Annotated in this window: 38 protein-coding genes; all 38 read right to left on the bottom strand. The window is 48.2% G+C overall.

Annotated elements, in window-relative coordinates; genetic code table 11:
- Positions 1-4: 4 nt before the first annotated feature.
- Positions 5-628 (bottom strand): phage distal tail protein, encoded by a 624-nt coding sequence (locus OIN60_RS01570; protein WP_305753109.1) that lies wholly within the window; start codon positions 626-628, stop codon positions 5-7.
- A 29-nt stretch (positions 629-657) separates the two neighbouring features.
- Positions 658-801, bottom strand: coding sequence for an XkdX family protein (locus OIN60_RS01565; protein WP_305753108.1), 144 nt, complete (start codon positions 799-801; stop codon positions 658-660).
- Positions 798-1,178: an XkdW family protein gene (locus OIN60_RS01560; RefSeq protein WP_305753107.1), complete on the bottom strand. Its 381-nt coding sequence runs from the start codon at positions 1,176-1,178 to the stop codon at positions 798-800. The genes OIN60_RS01565 and OIN60_RS01560 overlap by 4 nt, the downstream gene beginning before the upstream one ends.
- A complete protein-coding gene (locus OIN60_RS01555) occupies positions 1,178-2,389 on the bottom strand; it encodes a phage tail protein (RefSeq protein WP_305753180.1) in 1,212 nt (403 codons plus the stop codon). Before OIN60_RS01555 ends, OIN60_RS01560 begins: the two co-directional genes overlap by 1 nt.
- 14 nt (positions 2,390-2,403) lie before the next feature.
- Complete coding sequence (locus tag OIN60_RS01550; protein ID WP_305753106.1) at positions 2,404-2,814, bottom strand: phage tail fiber protein; 411 nt, start codon at positions 2,812-2,814, stop codon at positions 2,404-2,406.
- Between the two features lie 12 nt (positions 2,815-2,826).
- Entirely contained in the window at positions 2,827-3,387 is a 561-nt protein-coding gene (locus OIN60_RS01545) for a distal tail protein Dit (protein ID WP_305753105.1), read from the bottom strand.
- Complete coding sequence (locus OIN60_RS01540; protein ID WP_305753104.1) at positions 3,388-6,345, bottom strand: phage tail tape measure protein; 2,958 nt, start codon at positions 6,343-6,345, stop codon at positions 3,388-3,390.
- Positions 6,346-6,357: 12 nt separating this feature from the next.
- Positions 6,358-6,528 carry a hypothetical protein gene (locus OIN60_RS01535; RefSeq protein ID WP_305753103.1) on the bottom strand — a complete coding sequence of 57 codons (171 nt, stop codon included), beginning with the start codon at positions 6,526-6,528 and terminating at the stop codon, positions 6,358-6,360.
- Between the two features lie 59 nt (positions 6,529-6,587).
- Positions 6,588-6,899 (bottom strand): phage tail assembly chaperone G, encoded by a 312-nt coding sequence (gene gpG, locus OIN60_RS01530; RefSeq protein ID WP_305753102.1) that lies wholly within the window; start codon positions 6,897-6,899, stop codon positions 6,588-6,590.
- A 62-nt stretch (positions 6,900-6,961) separates the two neighbouring features.
- Complete coding sequence (locus OIN60_RS01525; protein ID WP_305753101.1) at positions 6,962-7,579, bottom strand: major tail protein; 618 nt, start codon at positions 7,577-7,579, stop codon at positions 6,962-6,964.
- 37 nt (positions 7,580-7,616) lie between these two features.
- Positions 7,617-7,970: a hypothetical protein gene (locus tag OIN60_RS01520; RefSeq protein WP_305753100.1), complete on the bottom strand. Its 354-nt coding sequence runs from the start codon at positions 7,968-7,970 to the stop codon at positions 7,617-7,619.
- Complete coding sequence (locus OIN60_RS01515; protein ID WP_305753099.1) at positions 7,963-8,388, bottom strand: HK97-gp10 family putative phage morphogenesis protein; 426 nt, start codon at positions 8,386-8,388, stop codon at positions 7,963-7,965. Before OIN60_RS01515 ends, OIN60_RS01520 begins: the two co-directional genes overlap by 8 nt.
- The gene (locus OIN60_RS01510; RefSeq protein ID WP_305753098.1) at positions 8,388-8,735 is read right to left on the bottom strand and encodes a head-tail adaptor protein; all 348 of its coding nucleotides are present in this window, start codon (positions 8,733-8,735) and stop codon (positions 8,388-8,390) included. Before OIN60_RS01510 ends, OIN60_RS01515 begins: the two co-directional genes overlap by 1 nt.
- Positions 8,735-9,019, bottom strand: a complete 285-nt coding sequence (locus OIN60_RS01505) for a hypothetical protein (RefSeq protein ID WP_305753097.1) — start codon at positions 9,017-9,019, stop codon at positions 8,735-8,737. The genes OIN60_RS01510 and OIN60_RS01505 overlap by 1 nt, the downstream gene beginning before the upstream one ends.
- The gene (locus tag OIN60_RS01500; protein WP_305753096.1) at positions 9,012-9,308 is read right to left on the bottom strand and encodes a hypothetical protein; all 297 of its coding nucleotides are present in this window, start codon (positions 9,306-9,308) and stop codon (positions 9,012-9,014) included. The genes OIN60_RS01505 and OIN60_RS01500 overlap by 8 nt, the downstream gene beginning before the upstream one ends.
- 56 nt (positions 9,309-9,364) lie before the next feature.
- Positions 9,365-10,663, bottom strand: coding sequence for a phage major capsid protein (locus tag OIN60_RS01495; protein WP_305753095.1), 1,299 nt, complete (start codon positions 10,661-10,663; stop codon positions 9,365-9,367).
- Positions 10,664-10,683: 20 nt separating this feature from the next.
- A complete protein-coding gene (locus tag OIN60_RS01490; RefSeq protein WP_305753094.1) occupies positions 10,684-11,328 on the bottom strand; it encodes an HK97 family phage prohead protease in 645 nt (214 codons plus the stop codon).
- A complete protein-coding gene (locus OIN60_RS01485; RefSeq protein WP_305753093.1) occupies positions 11,321-12,556 on the bottom strand; it encodes a phage portal protein in 1,236 nt (411 codons plus the stop codon). The genes OIN60_RS01490 and OIN60_RS01485 overlap by 8 nt, the downstream gene beginning before the upstream one ends.
- Positions 12,557-12,571: 15 nt before the next feature.
- Positions 12,572-14,299: a terminase large subunit gene (locus tag OIN60_RS01480; protein WP_305753092.1), complete on the bottom strand. Its 1,728-nt coding sequence runs from the start codon at positions 14,297-14,299 to the stop codon at positions 12,572-12,574.
- Entirely contained in the window at positions 14,253-14,642 is a 390-nt protein-coding gene (locus OIN60_RS01475) for a hypothetical protein (RefSeq protein WP_305753091.1), read from the bottom strand. The genes OIN60_RS01480 and OIN60_RS01475 overlap by 47 nt, the downstream gene beginning before the upstream one ends.
- 76 nt (positions 14,643-14,718) lie before the next feature.
- Complete coding sequence (locus OIN60_RS01470) at positions 14,719-15,402, bottom strand: hypothetical protein (protein ID WP_305753090.1); 684 nt, start codon at positions 15,400-15,402, stop codon at positions 14,719-14,721.
- Entirely contained in the window at positions 15,402-16,151 is a 750-nt protein-coding gene (terS, locus tag OIN60_RS01465) for a phage terminase small subunit (RefSeq protein WP_305753089.1), read from the bottom strand. Before terS ends, OIN60_RS01470 begins: the two co-directional genes overlap by 1 nt.
- 242 nt (positions 16,152-16,393) lie before the next feature.
- Positions 16,394-16,954, bottom strand: coding sequence for a tyrosine-type recombinase/integrase (locus OIN60_RS01460; protein ID WP_305753088.1), 561 nt, complete (start codon positions 16,952-16,954; stop codon positions 16,394-16,396).
- A gap of 262 nt (positions 16,955-17,216) precedes the next feature.
- Positions 17,217-17,456 carry a hypothetical protein gene (locus OIN60_RS01455; protein ID WP_305753087.1) on the bottom strand — a complete coding sequence of 80 codons (240 nt, stop codon included), beginning with the start codon at positions 17,454-17,456 and terminating at the stop codon, positions 17,217-17,219.
- Between the two features lie 104 nt (positions 17,457-17,560).
- Positions 17,561-18,070, bottom strand: coding sequence for a sigma factor-like helix-turn-helix DNA-binding protein (locus tag OIN60_RS01450; RefSeq protein WP_305753086.1), 510 nt, complete (start codon positions 18,068-18,070; stop codon positions 17,561-17,563).
- Complete coding sequence (dnaB, locus tag OIN60_RS01445) at positions 18,057-19,460, bottom strand: replicative DNA helicase (RefSeq protein ID WP_305753085.1); 1,404 nt, start codon at positions 19,458-19,460, stop codon at positions 18,057-18,059. Before dnaB ends, OIN60_RS01450 begins: the two co-directional genes overlap by 14 nt.
- Positions 19,444-19,797, bottom strand: coding sequence for a replicative helicase loader/inhibitor (locus OIN60_RS01440; RefSeq protein WP_305753084.1), 354 nt, complete (start codon positions 19,795-19,797; stop codon positions 19,444-19,446). The genes dnaB and OIN60_RS01440 overlap by 17 nt, the downstream gene beginning before the upstream one ends.
- A complete protein-coding gene (locus tag OIN60_RS01435) occupies positions 19,794-20,585 on the bottom strand; it encodes a DnaD domain-containing protein (RefSeq protein WP_305753083.1) in 792 nt (263 codons plus the stop codon). The genes OIN60_RS01440 and OIN60_RS01435 overlap by 4 nt, the downstream gene beginning before the upstream one ends.
- A gap of 4 nt (positions 20,586-20,589) precedes the next feature.
- A complete protein-coding gene (locus OIN60_RS01430; RefSeq protein ID WP_305753082.1) occupies positions 20,590-20,859 on the bottom strand; it encodes a hypothetical protein in 270 nt (89 codons plus the stop codon).
- 25 nt (positions 20,860-20,884) lie between these two features.
- Entirely contained in the window at positions 20,885-21,268 is a 384-nt protein-coding gene (locus OIN60_RS01425) for a hypothetical protein (RefSeq protein WP_305753081.1), read from the bottom strand.
- Positions 21,269-21,291: 23 nt separating this feature from the next.
- Positions 21,292-21,546, bottom strand: coding sequence for a hypothetical protein (locus OIN60_RS22755; RefSeq protein WP_503122962.1), 255 nt, complete (start codon positions 21,544-21,546; stop codon positions 21,292-21,294).
- Positions 21,547-21,588: 42 nt separating this feature from the next.
- The gene (locus tag OIN60_RS01420) at positions 21,589-22,587 is read right to left on the bottom strand and encodes a DUF3102 domain-containing protein (RefSeq protein WP_305753080.1); all 999 of its coding nucleotides are present in this window, start codon (positions 22,585-22,587) and stop codon (positions 21,589-21,591) included.
- Complete coding sequence (locus OIN60_RS01415) at positions 22,584-24,119, bottom strand: PcfJ domain-containing protein (RefSeq protein ID WP_305753079.1); 1,536 nt, start codon at positions 24,117-24,119, stop codon at positions 22,584-22,586. The genes OIN60_RS01420 and OIN60_RS01415 overlap by 4 nt, the downstream gene beginning before the upstream one ends.
- Before the next feature lie 11 nt (positions 24,120-24,130).
- Positions 24,131-24,460, bottom strand: a complete 330-nt coding sequence (locus tag OIN60_RS01410; protein ID WP_305753078.1) for a hypothetical protein — start codon at positions 24,458-24,460, stop codon at positions 24,131-24,133.
- A 61-nt stretch (positions 24,461-24,521) separates the two neighbouring features.
- Positions 24,522-25,229, bottom strand: coding sequence for a hypothetical protein (locus OIN60_RS01405; RefSeq protein ID WP_305753077.1), 708 nt, complete (start codon positions 25,227-25,229; stop codon positions 24,522-24,524).
- 36 nt (positions 25,230-25,265) lie between these two features.
- Positions 25,266-25,643 (bottom strand): YfdP family phage-associated protein, encoded by a 378-nt coding sequence (locus OIN60_RS01400; protein WP_305753076.1) that lies wholly within the window; start codon positions 25,641-25,643, stop codon positions 25,266-25,268.
- Between the two features lie 5 nt (positions 25,644-25,648).
- Positions 25,649-25,837 carry a hypothetical protein gene (locus tag OIN60_RS01395; RefSeq protein ID WP_305753075.1) on the bottom strand — a complete coding sequence of 63 codons (189 nt, stop codon included), beginning with the start codon at positions 25,835-25,837 and terminating at the stop codon, positions 25,649-25,651.
- 59 nt (positions 25,838-25,896) lie between these two features.
- Complete coding sequence (locus OIN60_RS01390; RefSeq protein WP_305753074.1) at positions 25,897-26,079, bottom strand: hypothetical protein; 183 nt, start codon at positions 26,077-26,079, stop codon at positions 25,897-25,899.
- Positions 26,080-26,082: the final 3 nt, after the last annotated feature.

Below are 26,082 nucleotides of genomic sequence, written 5' to 3'. Positions count from 1 at the left end.
CTCCTTATACAAAACGATCAGACCACGTAATCCGGCACAACACCTGTCTGCCGGTCTCTGAATCGGTCCAGGTTAGTGTGTTATCGCCTAAATTCAGGTCAAAAAAATTGCCCTGCATCTCATACAGGACATTCTGACCGTTTTTGGTTATTTTCAGCTTGTTGGAATCTATAATGATGCGGTCGCCTGGCGCGAATCCGCCAACAAACTCTATAAAGTCGGTATGATATCGGTTGGCATTTGCCGCGATAACCCGGCCCTCCCCCGACATTTTAGCCCCCGTAAGAATATCCCGGATGAAATCCACCTGCATTCTCGCCTCACCGGACATCCCATCTGCCTCAAGAGTGTATTCCCGAGTGAAATCCGCCTGCATGCTTCCCTCACCCGAGAGGCTGGTTGCTGCGGTCATATCCAAGGCAAATTCCAGAAAGTATTCAAACGACGTTCCTTCGTCAATGACATTAAAGGACATTTGGTTAAATGCATTATTATAGTCGTCCGTATCGGTTTGTACTTTTCGGGAGTAAACTGTTCCCGAGCCGGAGAGATGGGCCGAGAAGTCCAAAACATTCCCCTCTTCGGCCCCGGTGTTAAATCCTAAGCTACTGTATCCTCCACCAAACATAGCGCCCTCCTTTTCCCAAGCGCTTGGGATTATTGCGCGAAGTCTACGCCTGTAATGGTTTTGTACTCATCAGGTGTAATCTCGCCGTATGGGTTAACATCCGTCTTAACGGCCCCCTTCAGACTATCTGCGTCAACCCAACCCCATACAAAAGCCATCTGCCAAAACATCATGCCTGCCCAGCTCCTTTCATATTGATGATCTCCAGTTTAGCCGCAGCCAGCTCCTGACCAAGTGCGCTAATGGTTGTCTGCTGCTGAATGCCCTGCAGCTTCATTTGAGCCAACTGCCGCCCGAGCAATTCCGTTTCTGACGGCTTGGCCGATCCCTTTACGATCAGTCCGCCGTCCGGGGCCGTCTCAATCTCCCGCTGCTCGATAACTGCACCTTCAGGCATAGGGTTGGTTACCCGGTCCTCATAAACAGCCTCTTTCGTGACATTGCCCTCTTCGTCTCGCTCTTCAGGTGAAACCAAAAAGGGTCGTATTTGCTCATCCCACGGACCGATATTGATTACCTGTCCATCTAATGCCACAACATCCTTTATCATCAAATCGCCCTCCATCCTGTGTTGCCTGATCCGGATTCCTTCACGTAAAGCGTTGACCCAGTGCCGCCGTCCCATCTCCGATACAAACTACCAACCGGCGCGGGCAGTGCACCCTCTGGACTACCGTTCCCCGAAAAGCTGTTTGCCTTTAAGCTCCGTAAAGATGTCCACGTTCCATCGGCATTTCGGAATAGGACGTCATCCCCTTGAAACCTTAGCACGGCCTGATCGGTGGAATCTGTAACACGTTGTAAGTCTATAGCAGTAGATTCCCAATTAGTGCCGACAGCAGTGCGCACTGCTTTTGTTATCAATTTGACAACGTTCCCGCCACCTACATAGATTGTCGATGCGCTTATATCTTGCGCAGAGTTAGCTGCTCCCGGTAGAGTTATCGGACTATTAACTGTGAAAGAGCCGTTAATCGTTCCGCCCGATGTGGTGAATACCTCGTTCCACCCACGCCATGAGCCACTACCGTTTTCTCTCCAAAAGCTTTTACCTGTACCGGCTCCGTCAATGTAAGTGAGTCTTTGAAAAGCAAGTGACCCAACACCAAACACAATTAATTCGACCCGTCTTGCCCCTGTGTTTTGAAAGGGCTCGTTTATTCTAGGTGATGGCCATACGCCCTGATAGTTCCCGGGCGTTGTCATGCTGTTCATGTCTACGTCCTGGGGGAGGTCTTGATATTTTTTAGGAAATGCGGCAGCAGCCAAGTCATTCGCAGCCTTTACCGCTGATGCACTGGCTACCTGAGTTGTACTTGTATTGTTTGTCGCTGTGCTGATAGGCAATTGAGCAGCAGGCACCTTTTTGTCCGTGCCTAGTGTAGCCACCCCGTTGGCAGCTCCTTTTTCTGAAGATGGGATGGCCGCATCTGCCACAGCAGCAGCATTTGCAAGTTCCGTCTCCAGTTCCTCTATGTTAGCCTTAAATGAATTGTGGTCGTAAGCCGTGAAATTACGCGCTACACGGGTCCCGGCGATCCAGGCGCGGGCAGTCCCCTCAAACCCACGCACACAACCCTTCAGCGTATTGCTGTCTATGGACGTATAGTTTATGGTCTCGGCAGCGTCCCCGTTGCCAATAACCGCAATACCCTCGCCCTGTAGCAACACGGAGGCATCAGTCACCGCAATATCCGTTTGTGTATCGGTGATCAGCTCTGTCAGCTCTGTTTTAGGAGAGTTGACCACCGCAGCATACATTTTTTCCAAGTCAATCACCCCTCATCAATCTTGATTTGCCCGGCTAAAAACCGAAGCGTGTCATTGGTTTGTACTGTGCGTGGTGTCGTCACTGCTCCGTGGTAAATCAGGTTGCCGCCTGTAACAGCGTCACGGATCCCGATGTGTGTGATCAACCCCCACTCAGCACCAGCAATCGGAAAAGACACATCTGCCGTGCTGGATACCGCCGCCCTGCGGTCCTGAAGCATTGGAGCCGAAAACGTCACAGCTCGGCGTGCATACCCTGCTCCGGTTACCTCCTGGCCCGTGTCTGCATCGGTTGGATCGCTGGTATACAGAGCAATATACACCTGAGACGGCGACGTAAAGGCGATACCACGCAGAGCCGCATTGATACAGGCTGTTTTCCAATAATTTGACTTACTCAACAATACATCCACCAAAGATAAAACCTCCTATTCTACTAAGTACTCATTTGCTATCCGGAACCGCCTGATCGTCGTTGTACCGGTATTGGTTAGAATAATCTCCGGCGCAGCTCGGATGTCACCTTCCGATCTCACTGAAATGACTTGAGGTGACTGCGTAATAATAAGCTCCTGGAGCTTCTGCGGCCCATATGCGAAAGGATCAAAGGCTGTCAGCGGCAGACTGAAATCTCCCATCCCAACCAGTCGCTCAATCGAAAGACTTCCGGAATATCGAACCTTATATGTCCGGTCCGGATGGTCTTCAAAGGACAAATCAAACGTTCTGGGCTTCCCATAGGAATCAATCAGCAGCCGCGCCAGGGTTTCCGCGCTGTACTGTAGTTCTGCAGGCGACTTGGCTATGAACCGACAGTTGAGAGAAAAGTTCTTCACATCCAAGTCAGCACCATAATCCCATGCGCCTACCCGGCCGGGAATGGTCAAAGTCCTGTCCCGCGTTCCGGATAGGATCGGACGCTCGGTCCCGCGCATGACTAATAGGCCAATGGAAATCGGCCGGATTCCTGCTATTTTATATACCGTCAATTAAACATACCCCCTCGCAGCTCCCACACCACGGGCAGCAGTATCCGCATTAACTTTAATGGCCTTGGAAACCTCTTTAACAATGGCCTGAATATCGGCGTCCTGGCGTACTACAAAAGTAGCTCCAGACATCATACCTTCAAAACTAAAGGTGTTTTCCGTTTTGGCACCTCCGCCCGCCTGGCCGTCGCCACTGGTCAACGTTCCACCTGTCACTTCACCGTTGATTTGCTGCATGGCCGCGCTCACCTGCCGGGTACTGTCCGTGATTCCCTCCGCCATGCCGAGACCGATCATTTTGCCGACCTCATCTCTCATGACTCGTGAAGGAGAATGAATGTCCAGTGCATCCTTCATCCCATCAACAATGCCTGTAGCGAAGTCGGAGACTTTACTTTTCAACCACCCGGCCATGTTGCTCATGCCATCCCACAAGCCCCGAACGATATCCTTCCCGATCTCCAGCATTTTCTTCGGCAAATCTTTGAAGAACTCAATCACTGAAGTGATAAACTTCGGAATCTCGGTTTTTGCGGTACTGAGCAGGTTGAATGTCCATCCCTTAACCTTTTCTAAAGCTGAAGACAACTCTGCGGCGATTTTCCCTGGCAGTTGGGCGAAAAAATTAGTGATATTGCTGATCAGTTGCGGAACGGTGCTGGATATCCAGGAAGCAATGCTGCTCCCCCATGCAATAATGTTGTTGATGGCCGTCGTCAGAATCGTTTTCAGCTTGCCGGGCAACTCCTGGAAGAACGTCACAATGCTAGTGATAAGCTTAGGAACTTCAGTTATGATCCACTTAGCCGCATCCACATGCCACTTGACAAATGTCCCGAGCGCTTGTCCAAAGGCATAACCTAATTTCCCTGGAAGTTCGTTAAAAAAATTAATGATACCTGTAACGATCTTTGGGACTTCGGTCGTTACCCAGGAGACTGAATCCGTACCCCATTTTTTCATATTGCCGAACAGGTCGGTGAAGAACTTGCCCACCGTGGCCGGCAGATTCTTCAGGGTATCGACAATGATACTCCAAAGCTTGTCAACCCATTCTTTGAACTTCGGGTTGTTGTCGTACAGTAGCTTTAAGGATCCGGTAACCGGGCTTGTCAGCATCAACAGTAGCCCTTGCCAGTTGTTTTTTACCCAGTCAAATACTGCAATAAATGCGTTCTTGATAGCCTCCCAGGCGCTGATAAGAGCATTCCGGAATCCGTCATTCGTGTTCCAAAGCGTTATAATTCCGGCTACCAGCGCAGCCACTACCGTAACCACAAGACCTATCGGATTCGCAGCCATGACCACGTTCAGTGCGGCCTGCGCAATGGACAGGCCCACCGTAGCCTCACGCCAGAGCTTAAAGGCACTCACCAGCCCGGTAACCATCGAAACTACATTCCAAGCAAGCATTCCCGCTGTGATAGAAGCCGCAGCAGCTACAATACTGCCCGCATTGTTAATAATCCAACCAAGCCCGGTAATGATCGGGGAAAAGTCCATTCCCTGTACCGTTTGGATCAAGTTCGTAATCGCCGGGATAATCGTAGTCTGCACAGGCTCAGCCAGACCGGAGACAATTTGCCGTTTTAATCCTTCTAGGGCCGAACCGATATCGTTATACTGCACACTATTGAGTTGCTGCAGTGTATCCCGGGTCATATCAGCGTTGTCGTCAATGTCTCCGAGCGCTTTAATCGCCTCGGGCCCCAAGTCCTCCCACATCGTACCAAATAGTGCAACACCCGCCGTATTTCGGGCAATTGGGTCTTCTATGGCTCCGAGCCGCTCAACCACGTCGTCAAACGCAGCAGCAGCTCCTGGACCACCTGCCGCCAACGTCTCAAAGACTTTGGACGCATCCAGCCCCATAGATGTCAACGCGGCACGAGCTTCGTCTGTACCGTCTCGGGTGATGATACCGAATTCTTTGACAGCATCACCAACCGTCGCCATTTCAAACGCACCGGATGACGCTCCTTGGATCAGGGTATCCGTAAATTCGTTCGCATCCAGGCCTAACTGCGCGAAATGTGGGGCGAACTCATTCATAACATCGAGCAAGTCCCCGCTAGCGTTAGCACCCATCTGTGTACCCTGGGCAATCAAGGTATACGCCTCATCAGCAGAAATCCCGAAATTGTTCATCAAGTTGTTAACAGTTTTAATACTGTCAGCAACCTCGAAGCCAAAGACATCACGCATGAGTAAAGCGTTCTCGGTTGTACGCTTCAGCTCATCGCCCGTTAACTTCGTGACCTGGTTAATCACAGCCATCGAATTAGCAATGTCGTCTACACCATCTCCAAAATTGTTAGCGTAGATGGACTCTGCTATGTCCCGAAACTCTTCCATTTCTTCGGCGGTCGCGCCGGTCTGCGTCTGCAAATGGTTCATGGCCTTGTTCGACTCGTCCCCGAATTTCACCAGACTGGCTATAGCAGCCAAGGCCGCAGCACCAATGGCCGCAATGCCTGCCGCTGCCGCCATCGCTACATTGCCGCCCATTTCCTTCAGTTGGTCCGCAGCCTCATTGGTCGAATCAGCCAGTTCATCCGTGCTGTCGGTTGTATCATCCGAAGCATTTTGCAGGTCATCAAGAGCGCCGGTCACACTATTCAGCTCACGCAAATTCCGGTTAAGTGCTTCGGTCTCCCGGTTGATTTGCACCTGGAGAGTCTGTGCTGCCCTGCTGTTTTCACCTTGTTCGGCTGCTATACGCTGGTACTGCTCGGTCAGGTTGGCCACTTTTTGCTGTTGCAGATCCGTAATTTGATTCAAGGCGTTGATCCGCTGCTGTAGACCCTCTTCCGACTTCCCCCAGTCGTCCATTCCGGCCGCAGCAGCCCGGAATCCAGTGTCTATGACTTGAATTTGCCGGTTCAGGGCAGCAATCGATGCCTTGAATTCTGTCGTATCGAGACTGACACGCCCGCCAATATCATTTTCGTTTGCCAATTTATCACATCCTTACAACCAGCTTGGCGGCTTGGTCGCTCGATGATAGGTTTTTCCGTTAATCACCCGAACGTTCGGGTCATCCGATGGCTTAAAGTGAATAAAGGCCATTAAATTATTAATATCTGTCTCGTCGATGTCGTACAGGGACCAGCGTAGTTCTCTTACTACTCTCGTTTTCAAGCTCAAAATGATGCTTCTATAGGTTGCCGGGGAATCGTCTTTAGGTTGATCCCCCGGATTTAGTTTTTTCTGACGCCGCCCATCACGTTTTCACAGAGCTTTTGGAACACCTTCAGCAGTTCATCGTTCTCAACGCCTTCATTAAGTTCGTCATAGGTAAATTGACGCCCGAAAGCAGCGACAATAATAGCCCTCAAATCCCTATAAAACCCCCGCACATCAGCTATGCTGGGAGTTTCTTTCTGCAAACTCTCAGCCCGTTCAGCGATATCGAAAATGTTATCCATCATGCCTGTTTTCAAAGAACACGTTGTATACGTTTTCGTCTTTTTTCCATTGGCATCTGTAAAATTAATAAATACCGGTTTCATAGAAACTCCTCCTTGAAATGCGAAGAAAGACGGGTTTCCCCGTCTTCTCCGTTAATCAGATTTTATGTTGTAACTGGCCCGGCAGGCTCAGGCGGCGTTTGTACTTTATCAAACCAGCCCGTCGGGTCAAATTTTTCATCCGTTGTGTCTCCAAAGCGCCGTTTAAGCCCCTTCAATTTCCCTTTAACTGTGAACTTCTTCGTCGTGGCAACCCCAGTGTAAGTAAGCTGGTAGGTACGAATATCAACATCATTCGATTTCGTCGCCGCTTCTTCGGCACCGCCAGAGAAATTCCCTTTGAAATACCATGTGTACCGATGGTCTGATTTACCAATGCCTGCCCGGTAGCCGAGCGCACAATCAGGTGGGTTCGGAATACCATCATCAATGACCGTCCCCGTCGCCTCGTCATAATCCTTACCAAGGATTTCAGCGGCCAACGCTGCAGGCACCCCGGAAACAGTAATGGTCAGCGTGGTCACACCTTCCGTTACATAGTTGTTGCCAGGCTGGTTATCATAATAGGTCGGGGTGTTATTGACTTCCGCCTCTGCAGAAATTTCACCAGCAGGTGCCAAATATTTAGGAGTTTCTGCTGTATACTCTCCTTCGGTATCGGCCTTTATTTTGGCGAAATAGAGACTATCGACGCCGACAAACTCCCCATATTTTCTATCCATATAGTTATTCCTCCTTCAAATTCCCAAACGCTTGGGATTATGCTTGATCATAATATCGATAATCGCAGGTATAAGCATAATGACCTGTCGCCTGTGAGTAAGGCAGATCACGTCCACCGATACGCATAAAATCAGCAGGGAGCATAACGTCTCTGATCGCGGCCTCTGCTCCCTGCTTGATTGCTGGTTTCTTACTGTACAACGCTACCTGGATCCGGACTGTCCAAGCTGTGGGCAGGTTATCCGCGTGACTGACATCAGGCGTATCAATGACTTGGTAGGTGACAAAGGTCTCAGGCAGCACCTCTCCCTCAGCATAGGTCCCCTGCTCTCTCACGGGATACCCAAGCTGCAGCAGCGTGTCATAGATCAAAGCGTACATATTAGTCAAGCGGCATCCCCTCCCGCTTCAAAACATCGCGCTGAATCTTCTTGACCTTCGATTTATTCCGCTCAAAGGCGGTCCGGATACCAGGATCAGCGGGCTGATTGGGAGTCCCGTGTTCAACGAAGGTCGCATGCCAGGCTCCAGGTGATTTCTCATCATTGATCCCGACAGCAACAGTAATCTCATTACCGTTTTGAACCGGTTCAGCAAGGTCAACGCCTGCCAATGTAGTCCCTGTTAATTTATGTTTTTCCGCCCAGGCTTTAATGTCTTCCTGGATCGGTTTCGCACTCTCTACCAAGGCCGTTTTAACCGCATCATCCACATTTTTTCCTGCTGCAGCGATGTTCTGCAGATAATCTTCAAACCCTGACACATCCAGCGTAATAAAACGGGAATTGGTATAACGACGTCTTGCCATTAGGCATTCACCGCCCGTTTGACCTTGAGAAGAAGCCACATATGCCGCAGCTCAACATCCTCAACACTGACAATCTCGTAAAGTTGGTTAACATCGTCATTCAGTAGTAGCCTATCCTTTTGCGTTATGCCTGACCTATACCACATCACGACTTCAGCCGTATCTTCAACAACCAGCGTCCCGGATTGCGTGCTTTCTGTCCCGCCCTTCCCCTTCCAGCTACAAAATTCAAGCGGGTCGGCGGCGATATCTTGGTATGAAATTTCCGGAGCACCGTTAACCGTCTTCTCGATCCGTTTTTGGATGCGGACTTGTGTATTCATTTGCTGAATATCTGGACGCCACATCAGCTATCACCTACCAAACTTCTACCTGCTAATTGAGTAATCATGGTATAAAAAACAGGCGAGAATTTGATTTCGCCTGCGCTTAAATTCCATATATCCGTTACCCCTACCACAATTGCACCCACGGCCAGCGGATCATCAAGCATCTTTTCAGACACTCCGGCTCCGCGCATTATGGATTTCACCGCCAGCATCTTCTGTTCAATGACCCCATCCATAGCCGTCGTGGACGGCGACATACCCAATCCAATCCGGCAAGCCCGCAGCAGGTCTTCTTCAGGCATCTGCCACACCGCTGGCGGTAGGTTGGTCATCTTTAGGTTCAACTGTCTGCTGCTCTTCCTCCGACTGGGCAGATTGCTGCTGTTCCACTGTATCTGTCCCGATTTCTACATCGACCGAATTAGGAGCCAGCATCACCTTTACCCCCGTCCGCTCTTGCTCAGCCTGAAGCTTTCGTGCAAGGTCCTCATGCTGCTGCTCAGACAATGGGCGGTTTGCCCGCCAGATGACCACAGGAACCGTTGCTTGTACAGTTACGAGTTTTTCAGCATCACTTTTCTTTCTTGCCATTGAAAACACTCCTTTCGAGATTATGGGCGGTTTCCCGCCCGCTTCATAAAATCAAATTAGGTCGTGCTGCCTGCCTCGGCCTTCTTGATGATTACAACACCGTTAGGGTCGAGCAGTTTCCCGTCAGCAATCAAAATCGCTTTGTCTACCCACTGGTTCGTGTCATGATCCAGGTACCGGAACATCGTCAACTGCATGTTGCTGTTCACAGCATAGTTCGACAAATCACAGAAAATAGCAATCACATCATCCGACGCCGCCGTGTCATAGGGCTGGATCAAGTCATCCTCAACAAGAATAACTTCCTTGCCTGCAAAACGCTCCTGGATACCGTTCGTAATGCCGAAGTTTACGCGACCAATCGGTTGACCAGCATCATCAACCATACCATCGATATACGTTTCGAACGTACCAGACGCCATAAAAAAGACCGCTCCGGCCTTATAGGCAAGCGGCATTTTCGCAAATACTTTCTTCTTCCATGGTTGATATGCGCTGATCTCCGTCTCATCCATCGTAACAATTTGAGCAGCAGGAACACGGGTATCTTTCGTAATCCCAAGCGGTTGGCCTGAGCCGGTGCCGCTGACAACGGCTGATTCAAGTGATTTAATCATCGCCTCAACGATTAAATCGATGACAAGCGTCTCAAAGCCTTCAAGTGTAACCGTGTCTGCCAAAAGCGAAACGGCAACCTTGCATTCCAGTCCGTAATAAGAAAACGAAACTTTCTCTTTCGCCTGAACCTTTTGGCGATCAGAAGGAGTCGTTTCCGTGATCCAAGTTGCAACCGGCTTGACCGAAAGGATTGGAACATCCACGCCTCCTTTAATGTTCAGCTTGCGAACCCGGCCCCAAACCCGTCCGCGAACCTCCAGCTTCCGGATGATTTCATTCAGAATCGTCGTCGGAATAACGGCTGAAACATCCGCAGTCGTAGTCTGTGCATTCGCACGAAGTTCCGGCCTGATTTCGCCATGAACGGCAAACGCCATAAACGCTTGCCGATATTCAAGGCTTCCATACGGGTCAGTCGGCGTATCAGATCGCTGATTTGCCGGGTTCGTCATTCCATACGACGACATTACTTGCGCCAATTGCCCAGAAGCTCCAACAGGTGCGCCTGGAACTTGCTGGCTTCTCCCTTCTGCTGGCGGTGTCGCGCCTCCGGCAATCGGATCGTCCGGAAGGGTGTCGATTTGCTGGCGAAGCTCCATAATTTCCTTATCGATTTCTTCAATTTCCCCGATGATCGAACGGACTTCTTGCACGTCTTCGCTCTTATCGCCCCGATGCTTCAGGGTCGAACGCTTTTCTTCTTTCTGCTTCAACAGTTTTTTCAGCCATTCTTTCATAATGAATATCCTCCCTTAAATTACCTCAGTTTTAATTTAGCTTTCAGCAACTCCAGCTCGCTTTTAGGACTCACCAGTCCAGACCGCGCACTCTCCAGTGTCGCTTTCGCGCTCTCCAGCGCTTGAAGATCACGAGCTGCTTGTATGTCAGTCCCTGCATAAGCGGGGAATGATACCGCCGATACTTCATACACACGGGCAATATCCTTAATGCGCCTAATCGGAAGCTCTGTATCAAGCCCTTCCCAGAACACGCCGGAAGCTCGGACAGCAAATATAAACGACATTCCAGAAATATCGCCCCTGTTAATCGCACTATACAAGGCCCTTGCCTCCGAATTGTTTTCAGTGTCCAGACTTGCTCTTGTAAGCAAGCCAGCATCATCTATACTTAGCTGCAATGTTGAATTGGCATTGTTATTCCGGCTTCGCGCAAGCGGGATTTGCTGTAGGTTATGGTTTAAACTGAAAACCACGTCCCTGAAGTCTGTTTTATCAAATGCGCCGCGCTCGATGATTTCAATAAACCAACCACCTATGTTTGCCTCCTGCTCAAACACGGCAGCATGCCCCTGAATAATACCGTCTTCTCCATCTGCCCGAAGATCAGGAACGGCAAATGACCTACGTTCCCGTTCAGTTCCATCCGGCAGCTTCTTACTCATCCTCACTCACCGCCTTCGTTTTGTTTTGCATTTGATACTGATTGATCAGACGCACATCGATGTAATTCAGCGATTGCGTAATACGGTCACCGCCCGGAATCGGCGGATAGCCTAACAGCGCCAGCTTTTGATTGTCCGTTAACAATCCCTGTTCCCCCATCGTCTTGATCAAGTTCAGCTTGGATGTCGTCGAAAGGAAATTCATGTCCCGCTGATACCAGGCGATTTCGTTCCCTACATCCAGCTCTCGCTCGGTGAACAGCACCTTAGAATATTTCTGGCCAAAATAAATGACGAGCGGCTCCAGCGTCTTTTCATAAAACGCTTGGTACTGCTCGTCAGTAAATTCTCCGGTCAGGATCGGAAGCGATACCCCAAACCAGTTCAATACGCTTTGCTGCAAGAAGGCCATCGTATCCTTATCGATAAATTTCACGTCGCCTTTGACCTGTGTAAACTCCCCTTTAAGGTCCATCGGCAAAATGCCACTATCTCCAGATTCAACAAGTTTGGTAAAACGGTCGCGCTCAGCACGCTGCGTCGCATCATCCATGACGGTGTTAATTTTGAGTATGCCTTGAATCGCCGCATTGATCTTCGCGGCCCGCTCTAGCCCTTGACTAAGAGCATGATTCGTTTGCAACACCTTCAGCAGCGCGGCATTATCCGGCTGTCCAGCCTCACCGCCGCCCATCATTTCATTCACAGAAAACTTTTTCCGCAAATGGATTACGTCGGCGTACCGGAATGTGAAGTTAACGCCTGCCGGGAAATAGAATTGAATCATAAGCTCACCGGTCGGGTCCTGAAGAAAATCAACCCTCGACGGATTGATCGGATACAACGCTCGGTATGTTCTCCGCTCAACGCCAGAACTAAAATCCGAATCGAAGATTGGAATAACAAAAGCATTGTAATTCATCATCAACAGCCACAGCTTTTTTTCGATAAATTCACTTGTCGTCATAAGCGGATTCGGACCAAAGCGCAGCAGACGATTCAGGTTCCCATTCGGAATGGCTTGCTCATTCTCCCGCGTTCTTATGTGTCGCGGCTGAAGCTTGCTCATTTCCGTTGCAATCACATTGATGCAGTTTTGCACGATATCAGACGCATAGATGTTTGTCCCAAACTGGCTGAATATCGGCAAGCCGCCATTCATCATTTGAAACCATTTGGCCTCCCGTCGCCCTCCCGCCCAACGGCGAAGCACGTCCATCAGGATCATATCACCCCTCCTTTCCTAAGCAGCGCTCAGACGGACAAAATCGCTCCGGTTATCGATGTACACCCGATAGCAAATGATAAGCGTCACCGCGCCGTCAATCTTCTTGTCATCCTTGCCTTGTATCTTAACCGGCATTTGCTCCATCTTGGAGTTTACCTGGATGGATGTGTTCTCCAGGCACCACTTGTCCAAGCTGTCATTATTGTAATAAATCAAGTTGCTTCGCAAGTCCGCTTCTACGAGCTTCATCGGCTCCGACATTGGTGCCCAATCCTGCACGACACGAACCATATCAAAGCCCGCTTCCTCCATCTCCTTGACCCAATAGACGGCAGACCATTTATCATAGCCGATCTTCAGGAAGCGAATGCCGTACTCCTTGACCAGTTTGATGAACCAAGCCGTCACGAGGCGGAAATCATTTTCGTTGCCATCGCAAACGGTAATTCGATCATCCTTAATCCATTCCTTAAACCGCTCCAAATCCTCTTTGGGGAGCTGGGTCAATTTTGATTCAGGAATGAAATACTGTGAAACGGTGTATTTCTTGCCATCCTTCAGGAACAGTGCCCTCGCACAAGTGAGGTCACCGGACTTGGATAAGTCCACACCACCAATGGCGACACGGCCGCGCATCTCCTCCAAATCAAACGGCTGATCATTTGCGTTTGCGATTTCCTCAGCAAGCAGCCATGCTGCAGCATTATTGGATTTTATATTGAAGTCTTTAGACAACATAAAAACCCGCTCGGCTTTGTCACGCTGGGCCTTACGGATTTGATCTTTAATGTATTTCACCTTTTTAATGGTCCCAAGACTAGGATTGGATTTCTGCCATGTCCCGGGGTCCTGCCATATTTCCTGCTCACTGTCCTGGGTGTAAAACCAGGGTAACAATGTTGCATCCTCGATCTCTTTAGCCAGCACCTGGCGGGCATATTTAAGCTCCTGATCCAAGTAACCGTCATTCACAAATCCCTCGGTCGTAATATTGATGAACCAAGGCTCATCTTTTGTGGACTGAGACTGATCAATCGATTTGGCGATGACATTGGTTTTCATCTCATGTGATTCATCCAGAATCGCGCCGTCAATGTTCCGGCCTTCTTTGTTCCGGGTCTTGTCCGAGATTTTGAAAACCCTGCTCTTGTTCTTCAGGTTGAAAATTCCCCTTAGGTTCTTGTGGGTTCGTTTTCCTTTGGCATCGAACTGCTCCCGCATGTTATTGATCTCACCAAAGATTAGATCGGCCTGGCTATCATCATTGGAGGAGCAGACAATATCATTCCCTCCAGTCCCCACCATAAGCTCCGTGAGGCAAAGAGCAGCGCACAATGTAGATTTCCCATTCTTCCGCGCTATGAGCAGGATCGCCTTTTTGAAGCGGCGAAGCTTCGGCTTCTGGGGTTCCTCTTCGTAATACTCCCTGTATCCCTCATCTGACCACTTGAACGAATAAAAGACCTCAATAAAAGCCTTCTCCCAAAGCTCAAGGTGAAATGGCAGGCCGTAAAAAGGGCTTTTCGTATGTCGGCAAAAGTTTTCGATAAACGAAATCCGGAAATCAGCATCAGAAGTGTCGTAAATGTACGCCGGATTGTCCAGGTCATCAACAAGGTTGTTCAGTAGCTGCTTCAGTTCTTGGCCTGCAATGATTTCGCCTCTGTCTATTGCAGCTTTATACTGAAGAAGGTAATTACTCGTTCTGACGTTCACGCAGGAACTTGTCGAATTCGTCTTCATCTTCGATCACGTCCTTCATGAGCACACCGTTCAGTGTTTTAACAATTACAGCATAAGAATTGACATTCTTGAGATACTGTTTTGCCGCCTCTACTGTCCGCTGCAGCCTGGGATTGGAGGGATGAAATTCAACCATTCCCGTTATAGCCATGCGTGTGCGCAGCTCGAAATTCTCCGCTTTTAAGAAGGCGGCGTCCTCAATCAAGCCATCAACCAGATCTGCTTTTTCGGGGTCTATTTTTTTAAATATCTCACGAAGTTTCGCCAGTTCTTTATTGAGCACGTCATTTTTGTCCGGAATTTTAATCACCTCACCGAATTTCAATTTTTTTGGTTTGTGCAAAATTCGGGTCCCCTCTACGGTTACCCTAGCCCCCTCCCAGAAATTTGACCGGGGGGGCTACTAAAATAGCTATCCTTTATTCCTGATATTGTTCAAACCATTTATCAATGTAGGCACGCCACTCATCCTGCCTATGTCGCAGCGCTTCTTCACTCTGAAGCCTGGCAATGCATTGATCGTAAGCAGCAGCACAATAGATTAACTCGGCTCCTGTGTCTTTTGCCAGCCGTTCCCGTTTAAACTTCTCAGGATAGCCGCCGACAATCCACGCGTTGCCCCACTTGCCCAGCCTCGTCTTGATATTATCTATCAGGAAGTTCTGCACCCCTGCCACATTGGAGAACAGAGCATTAGGCTTGTCATACTCAGGCAGCCCCGACAATGCCACATATAAGCCGTCCATATTAACAATCAAGTCGCCACGGTGCATATGCTGCCGGACAAGCTCCATCTTGCCAGCCAACGGCGGACCGTATACCAAGTACACACTCTTCGTATGCTGGTATCCAAAGCGTTTATGCTCCTTGTTGTGGCAGTCATAGCAAATCAGTTCGACCAGCTCAGGGTTAAGACTCACGCTATGATCATTGACCAGTTCAGGCGTCAGCTCCACCTTGTGGTGCCCGATGATATCAATGGACCTAGCTATGATGTTCTCGCAGTGTGCGCAACGGTTGCCACGCTCTGCAATCAGAGACAGGCGGAAACGACGCCACTTGTCCGATGTGTAGAAATTCTGCAGTAATGCATGTCTTGCCATCACCACGCCTCCGATCTAAGCTTATTAACTTCAAGCTGCATCCGCTCCACCTTGAGTTTCAGTTCCCCGGTTGTCAGCTCATTACGGTCAAACTGATCAAGCATTGTCACGCAGCGCATCTTCCGACCCTGTACGGCCGTGATCGCATTGTGTATTTGCAGTATGCGCTCCAGCTTCTGCGGCTCTTTCGTCTTCTCTTCAACAATCTGCTTCTGCACAACCTTGACAGGTTTGAACTGTGGAACACCATCTACAAACCGAAGCGTCTCTGCCCCGCCTGCATCCGCGTCATCCTCTTCAAAGAACTGGTACTTCCGTTCAATACTAATCCGATCAAGCCCCGCCTCAATCTCATTCATGTTCTTCATCAACATAAACTCTCGATATTCCAGCAGCGCTATCTCATTAATGAGAATCTGTCGCGGATCGGTTTCCATCTGCATGAGCTTCAACTTGTGTTCAGCAGCAATCTGGCTCATCCACATGGATTCATACATACCATGCTTCCAGCCATTCTTGTTCCCTGGTGGAGCACCACCGCCTTTATTGCCAGCGGCATTCTGGTTTCCCAGTTGACCACCGCGCTTACGGCGTGGTCTTGCCTCCCATGCGTCCTCATGCTTCCACTTGCGCACTAAGGAAGCTGAAACTCCCAAGCGCTTGGCAATATCAACAAGCGGCATCACTCTCCCGCTTTTTTCCCACAAATTAAATGCCTTGTCGCGGTTTTCACTTCTACCCCTGCTCACCTCATCATCACCACCTCCGAACGGCATTCGTGTTTGCATAGTACACTTTTAACAGTTAATACCAAATGTAACTTTATCACACTAAAGAATATCCTCTGTTTTCTGCTAAATAATGGTTCTTGAGTGCACCACAACGGAATTCTGTTGCAGTCATTCACCCTCTCTGTTTTTCTGTTTCTTCATATATAGCACTCAGCAAGAAAAGGCGACTGCAACAAAACGATAATTATGGTGCGTAGAAATCAATGCATCCGCAAGGTTGCACGGTCTAACAGGTCCTGTGTGAGCCCAATATACCGTAAAGTTACCCGCATATCGCTGTGTCCGAAAGCATCCATTAGTAACGCTAGATTTCGCTCATCCTGGCGATATAGACGGTACCCCCACGTTTTACGAAGGGTATGGTTTCCGATCTCTTCCAGTCCGAATTGTCTTGCCGCTTCGGTCAAAAAACGATAGGCCGTTGATCGGTCTATTGGCTGGTTTTTAAGCTGGCTAATGGTCTTCCTTTGCCTACTGGCGAACAAATATTCATCATCGCTTTTACCTTCGATAAAGCTATCCAGTTCATCCCGAATGCTCGGATGAATGATAAATCTCTTGTTGTTCTTGTTCTTTTTTTCCATCTTGTTCACGTGGCTGCTTCTGACCTCTCCGACGATAATGGTTAGTAAATCGGATACCCTCAGGCCGCTGTAAATGCCAAGACAAAAGAACAAGTAATTCCGCATGCTCCGATTACGGAAGTAGTGTTTCATTCCTTCAACTATTCGATCATCACGGATCGGCTGAACGTACTTCATATCACCACCTCTTAGAAACGGGAGTTACTTTTGGCATTTGGGTAACATACACATTTGCTTGTCACCCGTCCAAGACCCCCAGATGCATCCACGACAAAGAACCGGCTGCAGCTTGGAGCTGGCCGGTACAGGCGGAGGACGCTTGACAGATTTTAATGCCATAGTGTTCTCCTTTCATATATTCGGGTATGGCTGGCTGCGGAATTGAACCGCACGAAGCACCTGTGCCAGCCGTAAACCCCGGACTTGCCGGGGAAAGCAGCTATTTAAGTCGTTTAACCAAATCGAGCAGATACTGCGGTACTGGACGCTTCTCCTTTTCCGTACCATCGCCATAGACAACCAATTGATCTCCGTCTACTACGGGATATCCGTTCTCATAAATAAAATCTACTTCCTCATATTTGCCGTCAGAACCAGTAAAGCTCTGTGCTGTATCCTCGTCAGCAACGACGTGCAGCACCTCCAAATTCGTGTTGTCCAAATACGCATAACCTTTCATATGAATCCCTCCAATTTGATTTAGCTATTAAATAGTTGTAAATAATAGCTTTCACCTATAGGTGGCATTCGCGGGACAAAAAAGCTGCTTTCAGCGACAAGGGTTCACTGTATCAAAAAAAGACTGCTTTCAAGCTCATGAGATATTTTTTTCTGTGCCCGGCTTATATACTCCGTTACGCTATCCTTACTGATATTTAGCATAGAAGCTATAGCACTGTGAGAGAAACATTCACCGTGTGCAAGGACATAGCACTCTCTTTCCCGTGGGCTTAGTACTGATAGGGCATCTTTGATTTGATACCGTTGATATTCGGATAAATTGGAAGGACTTCCGGCAGTACTCCGCTGAACGTATGCCTGCATTCGAACCGGGTCCATCAATTTTTCACGCTGGTATGCGGCCCGCCGCTCGATTCCCCTCCGATTCCCTGGCCTGCGTCCTGTATGTAGCCATTCAATAACATAATTACAGTCGGATATCATTTCCTCAATCATATCAATATCCCCGTCCCCTGGTTTCAACTGCTTCAATTTTCGCTTAAGATCCCGGACTGTACGCCGGTAGGATAACTTCAATTTCCGGAAGCTGAAATCTTCTTCATCTTGTTTCATAATATTCTCTCCCCTCTCCGTTCATCTGTAATTCGGAATCGGGGATCTGCTCGGACTGAGGCATGTTGTGAGTACGTTCATAATTGGCAAATTTGTTGTAATTCTTCATAAATACTAGTTCCACTGTTCCGACCGGGCCATTACGCTGTTTGGCGATAATGATTTCAATGATGTTCTTCTTTTCAGTCTCTTGATCGTAATAATCATCCCGGTGCAGGAAGGCTACAATGTCGGCATCCTGCTCAATGGCTCCGGATTCTCGCAAGTCTGATAGCATAGGCCGCTTGTCCTGGCGCTGTTCTACTGATCGATTGAGCTGAGATAGAGCAATCACCGGAACTTGAAGTTCCCTTGCAAGCTGCTTCAGCTTCCGGGATATATCGGATACCTCTTGCTGCCGGTTTTCGCGTCGGTCTCCAGAAATAAGCTGCAGGTAATCAATGACCACCATATCAAGACCGAACTTCTGTTTCAGTCTCCTGCATTTATTCATGATTTCTTGAACAGTCAACGCCGATGAATCATCTATATAAAGCTGCGCTTCAGACAGGCTGGAGATAGCCAAAGTTGCCTTGTCCCAATCTTCCGCTCGTAGGAACCCGGTACGGATGCGGTTCGCATCTACATGCTGCTCGGCGCTGATCATTCGTAGCGTCAATTGTTCTCCTGACATCTCCAGACTGAACAGAGCTACCCTTTTCCTTGCTCTAATGGAAGCATTCTGTGCAATATTCAGAGCAAATGCCGTTTTGCCGACGGAGGGCCTTGCAGCTACAATGATCAAATCACCCTCCTGGAAACCGGACGTCATCTTATCCAGATCAACATATCCTGAAGGAATACCAGTTACCTCATCCCCCGAACATGTGTAGCGGTTTTCCATGATATCGAAAGCTGCCATGGCTACTTCTCTCACAGGACGGAATTCATTCCCTCTTACTGCCTTGTCTGATAAATTGGTAGCAGCAGTCTGCACACTGGCCAGCGCCAACATGCCGGTATCTGATTTCCAGGCGTCTCGCAACTGCGCTTCCAGCGACAAGATTGTTTCACGATGCAAGTAACGATCCTTGACGATTTCAGCATAGTCGGTAATATTCGCGGCAGTAGGAACGCTTTTTGCCAGCTTGCCTAAGTAGGAAACGCCTCCGGCAAGTTCAATATGCTTTTTCTCTTGCAGCCTGGCGGTAACAGATACTAAATCAATGGGCTTCCCTTCGTCAGACAGATCTGTAAAGGCTCTATAGATTAGTTCATGTTGCATGCTGTAAAAATGGTCAGCCGACAGAATATCAGCGGCATACATATAAGCTTGAGCATCCAGCAAGATCGCACCAATAACAGCCTGTTCAGCCTGCAAATTGTTTGGCAGGTCAACGTTGTTGCTCAAGCAGCTCACGCACCTTTCTGCGCTGTTCTTCCGTAGGACCAACTGCATCTTCGCGCAGCGATTCACTTGTTTGCAACATGACGGCACCAGCCTTTTTCATGCCTTCGTGATAGCGTTCACTCTCTGTCACAACTGGCCGTTTAGCCAATGCCCCTGGATGTGGAGCATAGCGGTTATCTGGATCAGCAACGTACTTGATCAGGTTGCTATGAGCCAGGGAAAACGAAATATGTTTTAAGGCTTCATGCCAGCTCTGCAATTTGGACATATCCCCGGTAAAGGCCGGATAAAACTCAATGATCTTGTCAAACAGCTCCCCTACCTCTTCCAAAGTCATGATTCAGTCCCCCTTGCCATTTCCGCGAAACTGCGGACTTTCCCGACCTGCTTGCGGATAGGCTTTTGCTGTCGGTTATCAAATTCCCGATCTATCGCAACAGCCTGCTCCAGCTCGCGGACCCCGGATTTAAAATAGTCATCCAAAATCTTGGTAATAAGCTTGAAGTTGTAGCCTGCTGCTGCGTTTCCCGCACGTTCAATGGCTCGTATAACCACGGCTTCTGACATGCCGTCTTGATCGATGTAAGATGCCAATTGGCTACTCTGGAATGGATTGCAGTCAAATCCGAATACTCGGTTATGTGCCGCATAAAAGGACTCATATCCCTTTTCAACCTCCCCCGTGCCAGATGAAGAAGCAGAAGCAGATTTAAAATCTTTTATAATGGACGCGCTTTGTGGCGCAGGTTGTGATGTGGTTTGCGCTCGGATTGCGACGCGCTTTGTGGCGCTTAATACGCCGCTATCTCTGTTTGAATCAATTTGTGTCGTTTTTTGAGCCGCAACCTGAAATGGAATAATGCGATAGATTGCTGATTGCTGACCAGAACGGCTCTGAAAATCAATGCGCCCCACTTGTTGCAGCCGGTTCCTTGCTCGGTTAATCGCATCCTTTTTTAACCCTGTTTTGTTCGAAAGGGTCGATATAGCTACTGCAAACTCATCCGGCCATCCCGCCCGATTGCATGTGTGCATCAAAGCGTGCCAAAGTACAATCGCGGAATCAGTCAATGTGTTTGTTTCGAGCCAATCATAAAAGGAGCTTACTTCCTTGATGTATTCCATCTGTTCACCTACTTTGCTGCTTATATCCGTACACCCAAGCAAAACACCTTTTGTTTCGCCAATCATCTTCAATGATGTAGGCCAATCCCTTACGTACATTAAATCCTGGTTCGATTCTAAGCGTTCCGAATCGCGTGTTCATGCTTTGGTACTGAACAATTTCTGACTCCCTGGAAACGATCAACGCCAGCCGCTCAATTGGTGCCCCTGATTTAATCAGAGGCCCAAGAGCTGCTTCAACAAGTTCCTGGGCCTTGCGGGAAATATGGCTCATTAGCTTTACCTCCCAAACAATCTGTTCAAATATTTACAATTGGAGCAAGCTTCACTGGATACACGGTATAGCTGACTTCAATATGTCGTTCAAATTCAATCACGGAGCCGCAACCCGAGCACTCAATAGTGTCGTCATCTTTGCGCTCCCAGGCATCCTCATCCACAGAAGAGCAATATGGACATTTAAAGTCACCGAACTCCTCTGCCTCCGGATCATGATTAATGGAAATTTCAATGACGCAGAACACTTTATTAGCAGGGCTTTTAGCACGCCACTTATATGTTTTTTCGCCAATTTGCAGTATTGATTCGTAGTCCGGCTCCGATTCAACCTCTTTGACCAAAGGCATCTTGTCATATTCTTCATTCCAAAAATGATTATGATCGTATAGTCTGATTTGCCACATGCGAATCCCCTCCTTTCATTGAATTAAAACATTCTTGCTCTCCAGTATCTCTCGCCCCATCCATCCCTTTGTTCGGGGATGTCATTTGTAGCTTCAAGTGCATTGGGAGGATAAGGCGTCAACACACACACTGGGTCAAAATCAATAACATACTGGCCCTTGCGATTTACGCGATACGTCACAGGCCGATTATCATAACACCAAAGCATGTTTTCAAAAATCTGATGGACAACCACCCGCCTCCCTTCATCACTCCCGCCTTTCACCCGACAGACCATACCAGGCTCAAATTGTTCGAAGAAGAAAAAGAACATGTCATATCACAGCTTTGCCTTCATATCGTCACAGACCTTCGCAACACGTTCGGAAATGGCCTTTTTCTGTTCTTCATTCTCCAATTCTGCGATTGATCCAATCAGATTGTTGAAGTTGTTAAGCAGAGATTCAAAATTCACCTTTACCTTAATGGCCGCTGTATTGTTGTTCTTCCGAAGCTGCTCCTGCAGCTCTGCCACCTGTCTGGCTGATTCCTCCTCACGCTTCCGGGCCTGCTCAGCCATTTCCTTCTCTCGTTCCTTGATGGCCGCATCTACCTTGGCATTCAGCTCAGCTTCCTTCGCCTTCATCTCCTCTTCCAGAGAAACCAGACGCTGTTGAGATTCGGACAAAGCCTTTTCTGCCTTCCTCAGTTCAGCCTTGGTCTTAGCATCTGTTTTGGCCGGAGCCTTCTCAGATGCAGTCTGTGCAGCGGTCAAGTCGGCCTCTAATTTCTGCCTTTCTTCTAAAAGGTTCTGGTATTGTTTCCGTAACACTTCGCGCTGTTTCTGCTCTTCCTCGCGGGCCAACTCAGCAGCTTTCAAACGCTCCCGCTCCTCAGCAAGCTGCTTTTCAATCTCCTGCCGTTCCTTAATTGCCGCCTTCAACTCCCGCGTCGTCATTTCAGATGCATTATTTTCTTCAACAAACGATTCTCGTTGAGCTTCTGGCAGAGCTAATACTTCCACAGCCTGAGAGTATGACAAATTCATAAGCGTTTGAGAATTTGCGAATTCAGAAGCTATACGCATGAAGTTATTTGCAGTGGATTGACTATAATTCACATTATTTTTCAACCAATCTCCCCATTCTCCGTGGTTGACCAGTCCTTTAGCTTCGATTAGCTTGGTTCCAATATCTATCACGTTCTCCTTGAGCTTCTGATCTATACTTCGAATTTCCTCCGCAATAACATCAGGAGTCCGATTGGCAATAGTTGTTTCGGTTGCTGGCACTACAGTAACGGGTGGCTCTGCCTTTTTGGTGGATTTGCGAGTGGTCATACAGCAATACCTACCTTTTCATTAGATTTGGCAAGCTTAGTTTTCTTGAATTTCTCTATGAACTCTCTGACTTCGCTAGTAGGAGAACAATGCTTCAACCCTTGAACTTGCCTTATTTCATCATTCCGTACTTCAATGGTATAAAACGGCTTGTCAGGTTCCTGCTTCTTGCGGACAAGCAAAATAATAGTGTCCCCCTTGGCATATCTGTCCGCATATGTTCCAACACAAATGCTTAGTTCCTTGCCTTCATTGATTAATTCAAATGTTGACCGAGCTGGCCTAATGATCAGGTCAGCATCCTCAAATACATATCTGCTGAGTTGCTTTTGCCTGTTCTTGATTTTCCGGTCAGTCTCTTCGTTCTGCTTATGAGTAACCATTTTCATGGTTTTCTGGTGGGATGCGAAGAGATTTGAAGGGAAAATGATCCGTTCATTGAACAAATCAAACTCTAAGGTATTGCATTCAATCAGATAGTCTCGCCAGGCCGTCAAGATGTCCTTGTATGTCCGGTATTTTCGTTTCTCTGGACGATTAATCTGCTTTTTCATATAGTTAATGACCTTGCCGACATTCGTGTATTTCATGATGTATTTCATTTCGCTCATAACATCACCGGTACCCTTAAATGCTTCGATGATCTGAGCTAACGAAGGTCGGTTGCTGTCCTTACGGGATAATTGGTATAGCCTAAGTTGTATTGGATTGACTTGAGTGCCGTATTGGAGAACCTCTTTAATCTCCGACTTATTCAGCCGCAGGATGCTGTTAATGTTCTTTCCGGTCCAATTGATGCAGTTGAACGTCTTATGGTCGAACAGTTTTGCACCAACAAAATACTTGAATCCAAGCTTTGTTAGGTACTCCACAGTTGGATATTTGCTGTATAAGGCAAAGAATTTTACGTAGTCCCATTGAGGCTGGTCATGCTGATCCCAAGTGCTATATTGATAAGGCGTACCTTCAATGGCCTTTTTGATGCTTTCTTCAGAGCACTGATTGTTAGCATATTGCGATTTAAGCTCTAGAGAATGAACTGAAGCGCATTTTACATATCTGTCTTCCTTGTGCCACCAATAGTGCTCATACATTTCCGCATTACCAGGCTCAAATAGATAAAGTGCTGTAGTGTTATATTCAGTCTCTACCCTCGTGTAATCTCCTCTATAGTCCCGAAATACTCGGAAAGCACGTGCTATGATGGCATCAGGGTTCACCCGAGATTTTTCATAGTAGACGACAAAAGCATTATCCACCATATATTTGCGACTCGTCCCATGGTTCTTGACCTCGCAACGAGAACCACACTTTGGACAATCAGTCATTTCGTTATGTTTTAAAGGGGATGAAGTCATGAACCGCTCGTTACAATGCGTACAGTATCCGAACTGAATTCCTTTTACACGGCGGATAAAGATATAGCGACTGCCCTTCAAAACATGATTTGTGACATAATCACGAATGTTATTACCGATTACTTTCGGAAAATGCTTATAAAATCTGTGAAAAGCCTTGTCCTTTTGGCTCATGCTCGATCACCTCACAGTAAATCATCTAATGAAGCCTTCAGCACAGGAGCTGCAACAGCAGCCTTATCCTGTTGCATCGGCACTCCGAAATATTTCAGAACGATATCAAAGCCCTCTTGATCCGAAAGAACCCCGACACGATTGGACTGTTTTTTCCGGGCTTCCTCCTTCATCGCAGCCAGGCTTCCAGTGATCGTTTTGCCCTCCGTTAAAATGAAAGCAGCATGCTCCTGGTGCTGCCGTACATATCCCATCAAAAATGCCCCTACATGCTGAACATAGGCATCCTTGGAGTGCTTTCCTATCTCCTGCTGTAGCTTTTGCAACGCTTGCTGTAACATGTCCGTCCCTCCTATGATTTACCGGGAAGGTTTCCCCTCCCGGTATGTAGTCCTGGATAGATTAACCGATAATGACCACCTGGCCGGATTCAATCAATTCCGAAAGATGCTCGTCCAAATAAACCTTGATTCCAGCGATTGCACGCAACTTCCACTCGCCGCCGTCCGCTTCGAAAAGCGCAGCGGAAGGTCCATCCTTCATTCGAAACACAAACGCAGATTCCGGTTGCTCGATCTCGACAAATGTCCGGAACGGCTTGAGAAATACCGGATTCGGTAGCTTCACTTGCTCCACCGTAGCAACCCCAGCCTTCGCAGTAACCTGCTGGCTCGTCCCATCATCACCGAAATTGACAACCTTTTCGTCCTTGACATTGCCGACAATGGACAGCAGCGCGGCTCGTACATCTGTCGGCACAAAGCAGCTTTGAAGAAGGATATTGAAATTTTCGATGTCGTAAAAATACCCAAACCTAATCTCCGGTAGCAGAGCGTTTGCTTCGATCAGCGCATTACGCCGTAAATCACGGTTAAACCCGGTAACTACACTCACCTGAGTTGGTGATTGAATATGAACGATGACCGGAAACTTGTCGTCAAAATTGCTGGTGATATAGTCAACAACTCCAGTCAAGTTCCGCACCTGGATCGTATCGGTCATGGCTTCGCTTACGCGCTTCAAATCTGAGCTGGTGAAAACCTGGTCACCGATTTGGGTTGTCCGAATTTCTGCCAGGCTCAGAACTTTCTCGATTGCTTCTTTAATCATTTCAATTCCTCCGTTTATTAGATTTTCAAAGGACGATTACTTATACAAACCAACTACCTTGGCACTAGGGCTTGTCCCTGTGCCGTCAACAACATCCCCGGCATCATTCATAGCCATTTGGTTCCTGTCGTTGCTCAAATTCAGTTCCTTCATGACTGCTTTGCCTTCCTTGTCGAAATCAAAGACAAATTGCGTCGGAACGCCCTTGGCCGGAGCCAGCGACGACTTGACTTCGATTTCTGTGTTCCCGATTTGGCGCGCGTCGTTCGGTTTGATTTTGATTTGAACGGTCACGGTTCGAACGGCATCGGCCTTGGTATTAGGGTCCATGACATTCTCGGCAACCTTCTTTAATTCCCGGTTAATCCGCTCAGCCATAGCTCCCCCAGCCAGATTGTTAATGTCCACATTCATGCATATCACCTCCTCTCCCGTGGTGATTTCCGTTTAGGACGCTTAACAATCTCGGCAACATCCGTTTCAAGGGCATAATGGATCCCGACACCCGACTGTATACGCAGCCATGCCCGGGCAACTCCCCACACGTCCGTGACTTCTCCTGTAACCCCGGAGCTTGTCCGCACTATGTCCCCTTTAAGCACGATCATGTGAGCATCCCCTTATCAGAGCGTCAATATTGTGTTATAATAATGCCGTATAATTTTTTTCAAGCCTGCAATCTTCCGGCTCCTACCCCGGAGGATTGCTTTTTTATATCCACTTGTAAATCACTGATTTCCTTGTCAAGCCAATCATTGGCCGCGTCATGCGTCTGACCGCTGGCCCGGAAACGAATCAGCTCCTGCAGGTGTCTCCAGGCCCGCCAAAGTTGCAGCAAATCGCTTTTCATGCG

The sequence above is a fragment of the Paenibacillus zeirhizosphaerae genome, assembly GCF_030705605.1.
GTDB lineage: Bacteria > Bacillota > Bacilli > Paenibacillales > Paenibacillaceae > Paenibacillus > Paenibacillus zeirhizosphaerae.
Note: the sequence above shows the minus strand (reverse complement) of the source record. Positions and strands in the feature narration are given on the sequence as shown.